The following is a 12839-nucleotide window of genomic DNA, read 5'->3' as shown; positions in this document are numbered from 1 at the left end:
CGACCTGCTCACCCGCCTGGACGCGGCCGAGGCCCTGGTGGGCCGCACGGCCGCGGGCATCCTGCCGCTGGCCCTGGTGAACGACGGCCTCTCCGCCGCGCTGGTCGACGAGCTGGCCGAGCACGCGGACGTGGCGCTGGACCTGGACCCGGGGCTGCGCCGGTACCCGGCCGTGGTGGAGTCGGCCGTCTACTTCGTGTGCATGGAAGCGGTGAACAACGCGCACAAGCACGCCCCGGGCGCCCGCATCCTGGTCCGCACGCGCGACACCCACCGGGGCCTGGCGTTCGAGGTCCGCGACGACGGCCCCGGCTTCGACCGGTCCGCCCTGCCCGCCGACGCCGGGTTGCACAACCTCGACGCCCGCGCCGCCGCCGTGGGCGGCGGCGTGCGCGTCACCTCGGCACCCGGCCGGGGCACGGTGGTCGCCGGTCTCGTCCCCTACTGATCAGCCCCCGAACCGGCGAGCAGGAGCGGGAACGCGGATCAGGACCGCGCGGGAGCGTCCGCGTCGACCACGCGGGTGCGCGTCCTCGTGACCGGTGCCCGCACCGGAACGGGATGCCGCCCACTCCACCGCATCCCGGTGTGCGGCACGCCCTCGCCGCTACGGGAGTGGGCGGGCGGGTGCGCGGTGGGATCGGGAGCGGAGGCGGCGGAGCATGCGGGCGTCGGCGAACCCGACCTCGCGGGCGGCGGATTCGACCGGCGTGCCCTGGCCGATCAGGTGCTCGGCGCGCTCCAACCGCAGTTCCTGCTGGTAGCGCAGCGGGGTCGTCCCCGTGGCGCGGGCGAACTCGCGGGTGACGGTGCGCTCGCTGCACGCGGCGGCGCGGGCCAGTTCGGCGAGGGGCAGGCGCTCGGCCAGCCGCGACTCGATGACGTCCTGGACGCGGTGGACGGTCTCGCGGACGTGGGCGCGGTGCCGGAGCAGGGCGCTGACCTGCTGTTCGTCCCCGTTGCGCCGGATGTGGACGACCATGGCCCTGGCGACGCGGGCAGCGGCGGCGGGGCCGTGGCGGGTGGCGAGGACGTGCAGGGCGAGGTCGATGCCGCTGGCGATGCCCGCCGAGGTCACCACGGTGCCGTCGACGACGTACAGGACGTCGCGGACGACCGTCGCGCCCGGGTACCGGCGGGCCAGGTCGTCCTGGAGTTCGTGGTGGGTGGTGCAGCGCCGCCCGTGCAGCAGCCCGGCCCGGCCGAGGGCGTCGGCCCCCGCGCAGACGCTGGCGACCGTGCCGCCCGCGGTGTGGTGGTCGCGCAGCCACGCCAGGGTGGCCCGGCGCAGCGGGACGGGCCCCATGCCACCGCTCGACCGCCACCCCGGCACGACGACGAGGTCGTCCGGGGTGAGGTCGGGCAGCGGCCCGGCCCGGAGCACCACGCCCTGGGCGGACCGGACCTCGTCGTGCTCGGCGGCGTGGACCAGGTCGTAGCCGAGGCCGTGGTCGGCGGCGGTGGAGAAGACCTGCGCGGGGCCCGCCAAGTCGAGCAGGTGGACCCCGGGGGCCAGCAGGAAGACGACTCTGGTCACGATCCGGTCAGCGTAGCGCCGGTCACCTCCGCGACGGTGGCGATGGTGGCGAACCGACCGGCCAGCGCGTACTCGGTGCGCTCGACGATCGCGTCGGTCCCCAGGACGACACCCGTGCGCCAGTGCGGCAGCGGGGTGGTCGCGGTCGCGTCGGTCACGAAGGTGACGTCGAAACCCAGGTCGGAGGCGACGCGGGCGGTGGTCTCGCAGCACTGCTCGGTGCGGATGCCGCACACCCGCACCCCGCCGACGCCACGCGCGGTCAGCCGCTGCTGGAGGTTGGTGGTGGTGAAGGCGTTGTGCGAGGTCTTCACCAACAGCGACTCCCCCTCCAGCGGTTCCAGCCCGTCGATCAGGCGCACGTGGCCGGAGGCGGGGTCGAAAACGGTGCCGCTGCCGGGCTCCGAGTGCAGCACCCACACCACCGGGTCCCCCTCGGCCCTGGCGTGCTCGACCAGGGTGTTCACCCGGCCGACGATGTCCGGGTTCGACAGCTCCGCCCAATCGAGTCGCTGGCGGAAGGATTCCTGCACGTCGATGACGATCAGCGCTTCGCTCACGGGTCCAGCTTCGCCGCCCCGGGCCGCTGCCACCAGGTACGCGCGCGCCAGGCACCGGAACGATCCGGTCAAGTCTGCTCCGCGGAGCCTCCCCACCGACCGGTGGCCCGGCGAGCAGGTGCCCGGGTGGGCAAATGTGGTCGAGTGGGGGCGGTGGACGTGGCATCGTCGGCGTCATGCCTGTGGAACTGATCCGTGCCTGCGGCCTGACCGATGCCGTCCCCTACGCCTACGCCTCGGTGGTCCCCGCCGGTGCCCGGCTCGTGCACACCGCCGGTGCGTGTCCGATCGACGAGCACGACCGGGTTGTGGCGCTCGGTGACGTCGCCGGGCAGGCCCGGCAGGTCATGGACAACCTCGAGGTGGCGCTGCGGGCGGCGGGGGCTGCGCTGACGGACGTCGCGCGGACGACCGTCTACGTGGCGAGCACCGACCAGGCGGACCTCGTCACGGCCTGGGACGTGGTGCGCGCCCGGTTCGGCGACCACGACGCGCCGAGCACCCTGCTGGGCGTCGCGGCGCTCGGCTACCGGGGCCAGCTCGTCGAGGTGGAGGCCGTTGCCGTGACGAGGTGACCTCGTCGAGGTGGGTGTCCGCGCTCGGATCGGGTGAGCACGGGCATGGCTGCGCGCTCACACCGGTGCGGAGCCGCGGCTGCGCGGGGTGGGGTGGGCTTGCGCGGTGAGGCCCTCGCAGGTGCGGATCAGGACCTCGCAGGCGTGCCGGGCCCTGGCCCCGGTCGCCGGGTGTTCGGCGTGGGCCCGCCACCGGTCGGCCGCTGCCTGGGCCGCGGCGTGGACCCGGTCCGCTGGGGCGTCGGCGGACAGGCCGAGGCGGGTGCGGGCGGCGAGGCCGTGGGCGCCGAGCAGGCGCAGCGCGGCGGCCCGGTCGGCGCGCAGGGGGACCACGCCGCGGGTGATGTCGTCGAGGAGGTCGAGTTCGGCGATGTCGTGGGCCTCCACGCGGACCTGCTCGACCGACCACCGCAGCGGGTGGTTCGCGGGCAGGGCGGGCAGGGCCGCGTCGACGGCCACCAGGGCGCGGCGGGCGGTGATGACCTCCGCGCGGGCGAGCAGGGCGTCGGTCAGCCCGCGCCGCAGCGCGGTCAGGCCGCTGCGCTGGGCCAGCGCGGACATCAGGGCGGCCGCGCCCTGCTCCGCGACGGCGCGGGCGGTGGCCACCGCCGTGGGCAGGTCCGGTGGGGGGACGCGGGCCAGGGCGACGGGATCGGGTGCCGCGGAGCGCAGGGCGCGGTGCTCCTCCTCGCGCAGGGTGGCGGCGACGAGGGCGAGGCCGGGGCGCAGGTCGGGGTCCGGGTCGATCAGCGCGACCCGCTGCCTGCCCGCGCGCAGGGTCTCGCGGAAGCCCGGTTCGGGCGGGGTGAGGCAGAGCACGGCGTCGACGGCGGGGGCGGCCCCCTCCGACTCGGCGGACAACGCCGCGGCGAGCGCGGTGTCGGGTGCGCCGGGCACGTCGACCACGGTCAGGCCGCGCAGGAAGTCCGCGGGCAGCCGCACGACCCGGTGCCCGTTGGCGTTCGTGGTCACGCCGCTCTCGCCGCGCGCGTACCAGGTGGGGTTGTCGGCCGCGGCGACCTCGGTGCCGAGCAGCGCGCCCACGACGGCGGTGCGGGCCGGGCCGACCACGGCCAGCCGCACCGGCCTGCCCAGGCGGTCGGCGATGGCGGCCCAGCGGTCGCGGTCGGCGGGGTCGGTGGCCGCCTGCCAGCCCTGCTCCAGCAGGTCGCGGACGCGGTCGAGGAGACCGGCGGTGGTGGTCTCCCCGTTGACGGCGTCCGCGCCGATGCGCTCGGGCAGCCGGACCGACACGGTGGCGACGCCGCCCGCCGCGGCGCAGGTGAGCGCTCCGCCGAGCACGGCGAGGCGTTCGGTGTCGTCGGCCAGGGCGGCGGCCAGGGCGGACACCGGGCGGTCGGGTTCGGCGGCGGTGGCCACGACCCGCAGCACGGTGCCCTGCCGGTCGAGGTCGACCGCCACGGGGGTGTCCGCGTCGCGGCCTGCGAGCACGGTCAGCACCGCGGCGGCGGCGTGGTAGAGCCCGGATTCGACCTCCCAGCCGACGCGGCGGCCGAGGTCGCCGCCGAAGCGCACCGGCCGGGGCAGCGTCGCGGCCAGTTCCTCCAGCGCCGCACGGGGGCCGCGCTCGGGGAGCATGGCCGGGTGCACGCCGCGCACCACCGTGCGGAAGGTGTCGATCAACTCGTCCAAGGCGTCGCGCAACCCGTCGACCGCGCGCCCCGCCGCATCCGCGACCGCCCGGCCCGCCGGGTTGTCGACGGCGCCCGCCGCGTCGTCGTCCGCTTCCGCCTTGCCGACACCCGTTTCCGCTGTGTCGCTGCCCGGTTCTTCCGCTCTGTCAACTGTTTCCGCTGAACCACTGCCCGGCTTCGTCGCCCTGGCGCCCGTTTCCGCCGTTTCGCCGCCCGCTTCCGCGGTGGTGTCGGCCGCGTCCGCGGCGAAGGCGGAGCCCAGTTCCTCGGCACGGGCGCGGACGTCGGCGAACTCGCGGGTGGTCACCGCCGTGATCGCGCCGACGAGCCTGCGCCGCTCCAGGTCGCGGACCTGGGCCAGGCGCTCGCGGGTGGCGGCCAGGTCGGCGCCGAGCCCCTCTGCGCGGCGGGCGGCCAGGTCGCGGGCGGTCCGCAGCCGGTCCAGGCGCGTGGCCAGGCCCAGCCAGGTGGCCGTCTCGCGCAACGCCGACCGGTCGGTTCCGGTGACCCGGCCCGACTTGGTCATCAGCACCACACCGCCGCCGGGGGCCGGTTCGGCCGCGGACACCCCGGGGGCGGTGGCCACCTCGGCGAAGTCGGCGCCGAGCGGCGTCCCGGGTGGGCGCGGCGGCCAGCTCACCGCGACGACGAGCCCGCCGGGGGAGGGAACGCCGAACACCACCTCGCCCGACACCAGTTCGGCGAGGTTGCCGACCAGCGCCGACACCAGCAGGGCGGCGGGGGCCTGTGCCGCCACCTGGTGCGGGGCGCGTCCCCGCCCGCGCCGGGCGAGCACGCCTACCCGTCGATCCGGCGCGCTTGGAGGTAGGCCAGCACGGCCAGGACCCGGCGGTGGTGCACGGACGGGTCGCCCGGCAGGTCGAGCTTGGTGAAGATCGCGGCGATGTGCTTCTCCACCGCCTTGGCGGAGATGAACAGCTCGGCGGCGATGGCGTTGTTGGTGCGGCCCTCGGCCATCAGCCGCAGCACGTCGTGCTCGCGCTCGGTCAGCGCGTCGATCGCCCCGCCGTCGCGGCCCGCCGGGGTCTGCACCAGCCGCTTGGCCAGCACCGGTTCGATCACGATCTCGCCCGCGGCGATGCGCACCAGCGTGTCGTCGAGCACCTGCACGCCCGCCACCCGCTCCTTGAGCCGGTAGCCGATGCGCTCGGTGCCGATCTCCAGCACGCGCATCAGGTAGTGCGTCTCGGCGTAGTGCGACAGCAGCAGCAACCCGATGTCCGGGTACAGCGCGCGGATGCGCTCCGCGGTGGTCAGCCCGCCGTCGGGTTCCGGCGGCATCCGGATGTCGAGCACGGCGACGTCCACCGGTTCGGTGGTGACCAGGGCGAGCAGGCGGTCGCCGTCGGGCACGCAGCCGACGACCTCGTGGCCCGCGGCTTCCAGCAGCAGCACCAGTCCCTCGCGGAACAGGGCGCCGTCCTCGGCGATGGCTACGCGCACCGGAGCACCGCCCAGTGCCTGCGGGGGGCCGCGCCGGGGCGGTCCTCGGTGATGCGCACCCGGACGAGGTGGCGGCCCGCGCGCACCCGCACCGCGACGGCGGTGTCCCGGCGCAGCGAGCGCAGGTGGTCGGCCACGAGCAGGCAGGTGCGGGATCTGGCGTCGGCGCCGAGCCCGGCCGCGGCCACGTCGAGGGTGAGGGCCAGGCCGTGGCGCTCGGCCACCGAGCGCAGGGCGGGTTCGATGCCCGCGCCGGGGAGCACCGGCGGGTAGAGCGCCTCCCCGACCTGGCGCAGGTCGTCGAGGACGAGGCGCACGGTGTGCTGCGCGGCTTCGACGCGGTCTCGCTGGCAGGGATCGGTCACGGTCACGGCGAGCAAGCCTAGCTCCAGCGCCAGCGCCGAGGTGCGCAGCGCGGGCCCGTCGTGCAGCACCCGTTCCAGGTCGCGGCGCAGCTCAGCGGCGTCCGGGGTGGGCGGGCGCAGCCGGGGACGCCACCCGCCCGCGCGGCGGAGCAGCCCCAGCAGCAGTCCGATCACGCTGCCAGCCTGATCGAGTCGGGCCCCCTCGGCAAGGTGGCCCGCCCCAGATGCGGGTAGGGATATCCCTACCGCACAACGGTCGGATTACCATCCGACCTGATCATTCGGCGACGCGACGCAGGGAGTGTCCAAGTGCGCTACGGCCTCGGCATCGATCTCGGCACAACCTTCACCGCGGCCGCCGTGGCCGGGGAGTCAGGCACCCGGATGGTCTCGCTGGGCGACGGGGTGATCACCCCGTCGGTGGTGTACGCGGCTGCCGAGGGTGCGCTGATCACCGGCGACGTCGCCGAAGCGGTGGGCAGGTCGGACCCGGCCCGGTTGGCGCGCGGGCACAAGCGCAGGCTCGGCGACCCGACGCCGCTGGTGCTCAGCGGTGCCGCCTACTCCCCCGCCGCGCTGCTGGCCGCGCAGTTGCGCGACGTCGTCGCCTTCGTCAGCGCCCAGGAGGGCGGTGCGCCGTCGTCGGTGGTGCTGACCTGCCCGGCCGTGTGGGGCCCGTACCGGCGCGAGCACTTCGACGAGGTGCCGCGCCTGGCCGACCTGCCGGGGGCGCGGATCGTCACCGAGCCGGAGGCCGCCGCCACGCACTACTCGGTGGAGCGCAGGCTCGGCGAGGGGGAGCTGGTCGCGGTCTACGACCTCGGCGGCGGCACCTTCGACACCACGATCCTGCGGGCCCGCGCGGGCGGCATGGAGATCCTGGGCACCCCGGAGGGCATCGAGCGGCTCGGCGGCATGGACTTCGACGAGGCGCTGCTCGCCCACGTCGACGCCCGCCTCGACGGCGCGGTCAGCGCGCTCGACCCGGCCGACCCGGAGACGGCGGTGGCGCTGGCGGCGATCCGCGCGCTGTGCGTGCGGGCCAAGGAGGACCTGTCGGTCGAACCGGACGTGACGCTGCGCATCCCGTTGCCCTCGGGTGAACGGGAGTTGTTGGTGACCCGGCTGGAGTTCAACGACATGATCCGCCCCTCGGTGGCGCTGACCACCGAGGCGCTGCACCGCACGATCTCCTCGGCCGGGCTCAAGCCGGACGACCTGGCCGCGGTGCTGCTCGCGGGCGGTTCCTCGCGCATCCCGCTGGTGCCGCAGATGGTCTCGGCCGCCTTCGGCAGGCCGGTGCGGGTGGGCCTGCACCCGAAGTTCACCGTGGCGCTCGGCGCGGCCGCGGTGGCGCGGCAGGTGGCCACCTCCGCCCCGCCGACCCCGCCGTCGGGCCTGGCGACCACCGCGCTCCCCGCCGGGTCGTCCGGGGCGCCGGGGCCGTCCGGGGTGTCCGGGGCGAGCAGGGCGCGCAAGCCGAAGTGGCTGGTGCCCGCTGCTGCCGCGGCGGCGGTGCTGCTCGTCGCGGCGGTCACCACGGTGGCGCTCACCTCCGGCGGGGACGAGGGCGGCGCGGCGCCCACCGTCGCGGCGGGTTCGCCGAACAGCCCCACCGAGGTGAAGGTGTACGACAAGCAGGACGTCATCCCGTTCAAGAGCATCATCGGGTCCGAGGACAACTGGGCGGGCACGCAGCTCGGGGTGGCCCACGCCGCGACCCAGACGGCGATCTCGGTGGAACCGGGCAAGGCGGGCACCGAGGACGGGCTGCACACCACCTGGACCGGCAAGGGCCCCGGGCAGCTCTACTTCCAGGACGTGCGCGGCGGCCGCGACATGAGCGCCTACGTGGACGCGAAGAGCGCCCTGGTGTTCGACGTCGTGGTGAACAAGGCGCCCGCGGTCCGCACCACCATCGGCGTGCACTGCGAGTACCCGTGCGCGGCGGAGGTGGAGGCCACCACCCTGTTCCAGGGACTGCCGGTCGGCACGAAGTCGACCGTGCGCATCCCGGTCTCCTGCTTCACCGAGAAGGGGCTGGACCCGAAGAACGTCAACACCTTCTTCCTCGTCTACACCGCGGGCGTGTTCGACGCGACCTTCGCCAACGTGCGCTGGACGCCGGGTGCCGCGGAGGACCCGGCGGCCACCTCCTGCTCCGACCTCACCTGAAGCGGAGCCCCAGCACCGCGGTGTTGCCCGCGCGGGGCGTCCCGGTGAAGATCAGGTGACCGCGCGGGCAAATCCCTGACCAGCGGACGCCGGGGTGGGGATTCCCCTACCCCTACCGCGGGGGAACCCCTCCGACAACCGGCGGGGGCTCCCCCCGGGGTCGGAGGGTCTGTCCCACCGACTCGCGCGGCCGGAAGCGCGAAGCTTTCCCCACCGGAGCAACACGGGAAAAGGGGAAGCCTCGATGTCCACTTTCGACAGCATCGTCCGCAGCCACAGCGCCGGTCTGCTGGCCTACGCCACCCGCCTCACCGGCGGCGACCGCCACCGCGCCGAGGACGTCGTGCAGGAGACCTGGGTGCGGGCGTGGCGCCACCAGGACCGCCTCACCGAGGACCGCGGCTCCGTCCGCGGCTGGCTGAACCGGGTGGCGCACAACATCGCCGTCGACCAGCACCGGGCCCGCGCGTCCCGCCCGACCGAGGTCGAGATGCCCGAGGGCGACCCCACCAGCACCCCGGAGCCGACCGACGCGGTGCTGGACCGCCTGGTGGTGGAGGACGTGCTGGAGGCGCTGCCCAGCGCCCACCGCCGCACCCTGGTCGAGGTCTACTTCGCCGACCGCACCGCCGCGGGCGCGGCCGTGGTCCTGAAGGTCCCCGTCGGCACGGTCAAGAGCCGGGTGCACAACGCCCTGCGGACCCTGCGCACCAGCATCCCCGCCCAGGAAGCCGCCTGAGCACCCGTCCCGAACACGACCTCCGGACACAATTCACCCGTTAGTGGACCGTCCTCGCGGGTGGGCGGTCGGGTTGGCGGTACCGATCACTCACTCGAATGGTGGATACTCGTTGATGATCATGCAACGGGAGGGGTGACGATCGGGTGTGACCTGCACTCCATCACGGCGTCGCGATGACCGGTTGTCGGACTCAGGGATGTGGTTGCGGTGAACGGCGGGGCAGGCCATACCGACGACGGGGTCCTGCGGGACGTGAACCGCATTCGGGCGGCGGTCGATCGCCACCGCGCGCCCGAGGAGGAGACCGGATCTCCTGTCCCGGACGCCCGAGAGGCTCGCCGGTGGTTGGAAGGGCACCTCGACCCGGTCCTGGGCCTCGTCGAGGACACCGTCGGCGGTGGGGACGTGGAGGCCGCGGCGGTGTTGCTGGCACGGGTGTGGTCCGCCGTTCCCCTGGTGCCGGTGGAGCAGACCTGGCTGGACCGGCTCCGCGACTGCGGGGCGCGCTTGGCCGAGGGGCACCCGGGGTCGCCCGCCGTCGCGGAGTCGTTCCGCCGGAGCGCCGCCGTGCTGTTCGAGCGTGGGGAGTACCGCGCCGCCGAGGTGGACGGCATGCGCGAGTTGGCGGTGTGGCGGCGGCTCGACGACCTCGACGGTCTCGACGGGGCGCTGCGGTCGCTGAGCGCCACGTTCCGACGGCGCGGCAGGCTGCACCGGGTCATCGACTGCGCCGACGAGGCGTTGGCCGCACACCTGCGCCACGGCCACCCGCGCGGGATCGCCCGGGCCCTGTGCGACCTGGGGGCGATCATGCTGGAGGTGGGCAGCGTGGACGCGGCCGTGGACTACCTCAAACGCGCCGGGCAGGCCTACGACGGGGTGGCTGACGCCACCGCGGAGGAGGTGGCGGCGCACGCGGTGCTGCTGGGCAGGGCGCTGTGGTCGTCCGGGTCGGAGATCAACGCCCGACGGCAGTTCAGGCGAGCCCGAGCGTTGCTGGTCGACGCAGGCGCCGACGCAGCCGAGGTCCACCGGGTGGACGGGTTGGTCGACCTGCCCGGCGGAGCGGACCTGCCCGACCACGACCCGGGTGGCGCGTGAGGGAACGGTCAGCCCTCGAAGTTCAGGCTCAGCAGGTCCAGTACCGGTTCGCACAGGAACACCTGCCTGTACGAGCGGGACTCCCACCTGGTCAGGATGCCGAGGTCGCACAGGCGCTGGGTGGCGTTGGTGGCGGCCTTGAGGGTGATGCCGTAGTGCTCGCGCAGCGCGGCGTGGCTGGTGACGGGGAACCCGACCAGCCTCCTGACCACATCCGCCGCGACACCCTGCCGCGTCCCGGATCCGCTCAACCGGGCGGTGAACGCCGCCGCTGTGTCCTCCAGCGCCGCGATCAGGCGTAGTTGCGCCCGAGCCTGGTCGCGCAGGGCCGTGAGGTAGAACTCCACCCAGTGGTGGATGAGCCGGGTGTCCACCACGGCCCTGATCCGTTCCTGGTAGTCGTCGAGGTTGTCGTCCAACCACACCGACAGCGGCAGGATCTGGTCGCCGAGCAGCCCGCTGCGCACGAGTTCGACCATGCTGAAGGAGCGGGCCACGTGCCCGTTGGCGGCGGGGAACGGTTGCACCACCTCGATCTGGAAGTGGGCGATGCCCATCTTGACGCTGCGCGGCTGGTCGCTCCGGTCGCGGACCCAGGTCGACCACTGCTCCAGCAGCGCGGGCAGGTGCGCGCCCACGGCGGTCAGCAGGTAGGCCTGCTCGGGGCTGCGCCCCAGCCAACCGTGTTCCTTGCGCAGCATCTCCTCGACCGGGTGGGCGGGCCGACCGGTCATGATCGCGCTCATCTCGGCCAGCACCCGACCGTCCACGGGCGCCCCCTCCCGAACCCGGCGCAGGCCGTGGTCGTAGGCCATCAGGAACGGGGCGATCCGCCGCGAGGCGTCGCTCTCGTCGGCACCGTCGGCGGCGACGTCCTCCGGCGAGCGCCCCGACGACGCGAACAGGTCCGCGACGAAGGCGCGGCGCAACCCCACCATCTTCCCGGCGAGACCCGCTGAACTCTGGGCGTCCCGGACCTGGGTGGCCCGGACCAGGCCGTCGCGCACCCCCAGCCGGTTCGCCGCCTCGTCCAACCTCCCCAACCAGTGCTCGGTCTCTGCGGCCAGGCGGTAGGTGGCGACGGGCAGCACGAGGTCCGAGGGCAACGGGTGGGGCAGGTGGGCGCCTTCCTCGCGGAGCGCGTCGGGAATACCGGGGATAGGGGGAATCGGCACCCACTGCCCAGGGGGCAGGCTGCGTCTCATGGCACGAGACTGGCACAAGGTGTAGCCAAAGCCAAGCAACTACAGATTGTTCGATTCTGGTTGGCGCGAATGGATTCGGCCATTGGGGTGATGCGGGGCCGGGGCTCGATCTGTCCATTGTAGAAAGTCGACGAGAAGGCGAAATCGCACTTCACCCACTGGGAAATCCGATCAGCCACCCCACCGGCAATCGCGGTCGCGCTCGGCGGAGACCGGAGGGTGGCCGGAAAATGCCGAAACACCATCACCGGTGTTTACAGCGAGTAGACATGGCTTCGCCGAAGTCCCTCTTTCGAGATCATCCCGACCCACCCATTCGTGGCGAAGTCTGGCGCGCAGCTCAATCCCTCGGTCAGTCGCCCGCCACGCCGTCCGGTCCGCGCCGGGGGCGGCGACCTCGGAGGCGCCGGATCACGGCGGGCAGCCACGGCGCGGCGGCGAGGACGACCAGCAGCGACACCAACGGCAGCCACCACACGGACGAGACGGTCGCCGGGGGCGCGGGCGGGGTGGGGACCACCCAGAGCCGCGCGGTCTTGGACCACGCCAGGAACGCGTCACCGATCGGGAGCAGGCCGAACCCGTAGCGCTTGCTCCACGGCGTCCCGACCGGCACACCGACCAACTCGGCGTAGGCGGCCACCGCTGCGGCCAGCCGGTCGTCCCCGTGGACCTGGGCGGCGCCGATGGTGACCACGGTCGCCGACAGGCTGATGCCCAGGGGGAGCGGGCCGGAGTCGACGTCCGCCGGGCCGTCCAGACCGGTGGGGTACTCCCGGACGGCGGGGCCGAGCCCCAGCGGCGAGACCACGAACCGGTCGCGGAAGCGCAGGTACTGCTCGCGGGCGAAGGCCGGGTCGATCTCGGGCAGGAAGCGGTTGATCATGCTCTGCGAGGTGCCGCGGGCGACCTCGGCGGGGGTGCCGTCGGTGGGGTCGGCCCGGTGCGGGAGCAGCCCGGTGCGCGGGTCGAGCCGCTGCCGGACCTCGCGCAGCCACCGCTCGGCGGTCCCGGCGAACCGCGGCGGCAGCAGGGTGTCGTGCAACCGCAGCGACGCCACCGCCACCGTCGAGTCCACCGGCCACGCCTGCCCCGGGTACGCGGTGAGGTACGGCGTCGGCGAGGCGTCGAAGGCCGCGCCCAGGGCGGCGGAGTCCTCGGCGAAGCGGCGCACCTCGGCCGGGTCGCGCCGTTCGGCGGGCTCCAGGCCCAGCACCCCGCCGCGCAGCCAGTTGGTCCAGCCGCGGAAGAAGACCCCGTGCGCCGGGGTCAGGTCCGCGCTGAACGGCGCCCGCCCGGCGGGCGAGTCCAGTCGCGCCAGGGCGAAGCGGGCCTCCCGCAACGCCGTCGAGCGCTCGCCGACCGGCTCCCGCATCCCCAGCTCGACCCAGCTCAGGCCGTAGAGGGCGTGCAGGAAGAAGTACCCCTCCGGGAACAGGCGCTGGGCGTCCCCCCCCCCC

At 74.5% G+C, this 12839-nt stretch carries 12 protein-coding genes; 5 read left to right on the top strand and 7 right to left on the bottom strand.

Annotation, left to right across the window (positions count from 1 at the left end):
• The coding region (locus L6E12_RS31140) for a sensor histidine kinase (protein WP_236231498.1) at window positions 1-448 on the top strand (448 nt) is incomplete at its 5' end.
• Window positions 449-607: 159 nt separating this feature from the next.
• On the opposite strand, the gene L6E12_RS31135 is transcribed toward L6E12_RS31140, so the two are convergent.
• Window positions 608-1537 carry a GlxA family transcriptional regulator gene (locus L6E12_RS31135; protein WP_236231497.1) on the bottom strand — a complete coding sequence of 310 codons (930 nt, stop codon included), beginning with the start codon at window positions 1535-1537 and terminating at the stop codon, window positions 608-610.
• Window positions 1534-2097 (bottom strand): isochorismatase family protein, encoded by a 564-nt coding sequence (locus L6E12_RS31130; RefSeq protein WP_236231496.1) that lies wholly within the window; start codon window positions 2095-2097, stop codon window positions 1534-1536. Before L6E12_RS31130 ends, L6E12_RS31135 begins: the two co-directional genes overlap by 4 nt.
• A gap of 176 nt (window positions 2098-2273) precedes the next feature.
• On the opposite strand from L6E12_RS31130, the gene L6E12_RS31125 reads away from it, so the two are divergent.
• Window positions 2274-2672, top strand: coding sequence for a RidA family protein (locus L6E12_RS31125; protein WP_236231495.1), 399 nt, complete (start codon window positions 2274-2276; stop codon window positions 2670-2672).
• Window positions 2673-2729: 57 nt separating this feature from the next.
• Here the strand turns inward: L6E12_RS31125 and L6E12_RS31120 are convergent, their stop codons facing one another.
• Genes L6E12_RS31120 through L6E12_RS31110 form a run of 3 tightly spaced genes read right to left on the bottom strand, consistent with a single transcriptional unit; the run spans window position 2730 to window position 6330 of the window.
• The gene (locus tag L6E12_RS31120) at window positions 2730-5084 is read right to left on the bottom strand and encodes a hypothetical protein (protein ID WP_236231494.1); all 2355 of its coding nucleotides are present in this window, start codon (window positions 5082-5084) and stop codon (window positions 2730-2732) included.
• Window positions 5085-5125: 41 nt separating this feature from the next.
• On the bottom strand, window positions 5126-5791 hold the full coding sequence (locus L6E12_RS31115; protein ID WP_236231493.1) for a response regulator transcription factor: 666 nt from the start codon (window positions 5789-5791) through the stop codon (window positions 5126-5128).
• Window positions 5782-6330, bottom strand: a complete 549-nt coding sequence (locus L6E12_RS31110) for a histidine kinase (protein ID WP_236231492.1) — start codon at window positions 6328-6330, stop codon at window positions 5782-5784. The genes L6E12_RS31115 and L6E12_RS31110 overlap by 10 nt, the downstream gene beginning before the upstream one ends.
• A 135-nt stretch (window positions 6331-6465) precedes the next feature.
• Here L6E12_RS31110 and L6E12_RS31105 point away from each other — a divergent pair, with 135 nt between their 5' ends.
• The 3 genes from L6E12_RS31105 to L6E12_RS31095 all read left to right on the top strand — a co-directional run bounded on the left by L6E12_RS31105 (window position 6466) and on the right by L6E12_RS31095 (window position 10174).
• Window positions 6466-8331 carry an Hsp70 family protein gene (locus L6E12_RS31105; protein WP_236231491.1) on the top strand — a complete coding sequence of 622 codons (1866 nt, stop codon included), beginning with the start codon at window positions 6466-6468 and terminating at the stop codon, window positions 8329-8331.
• Window positions 8332-8575: 244 nt separating this feature from the next.
• Window positions 8576-9070, top strand: a complete 495-nt coding sequence (locus tag L6E12_RS31100) for a sigma-70 family RNA polymerase sigma factor (RefSeq protein WP_035290394.1) — start codon at window positions 8576-8578, stop codon at window positions 9068-9070.
• Between the two features lie 348 nt (window positions 9071-9418).
• Window positions 9419-10174, top strand: a complete 756-nt coding sequence (locus L6E12_RS31095; protein ID WP_236231490.1) for a hypothetical protein — start codon at window positions 9419-9421, stop codon at window positions 10172-10174.
• Between the two features lie 8 nt (window positions 10175-10182).
• Here the strand turns inward: L6E12_RS31095 and L6E12_RS31090 are convergent, their stop codons facing one another.
• Complete coding sequence (locus L6E12_RS31090; RefSeq protein ID WP_236231489.1) at window positions 10183-11379, bottom strand: Fic family protein; 1197 nt, start codon at window positions 11377-11379, stop codon at window positions 10183-10185.
• 352 nt (window positions 11380-11731) lie between these two features.
• The coding region (locus L6E12_RS31085; RefSeq protein ID WP_236231488.1) for a hypothetical protein at window positions 11732-12839 on the bottom strand (1108 nt) is incomplete at its 5' end.

The sequence above is a fragment of the Actinokineospora sp. PR83 genome, assembly GCF_021056305.1.
GTDB classification, from domain to species: domain Bacteria; phylum Actinomycetota; class Actinomycetes; order Mycobacteriales; family Pseudonocardiaceae; genus Actinokineospora; species Actinokineospora spheciospongiae.
Note: the sequence above shows the minus strand (reverse complement) of the source record. Positions and strands in the feature narration are given on the sequence as shown.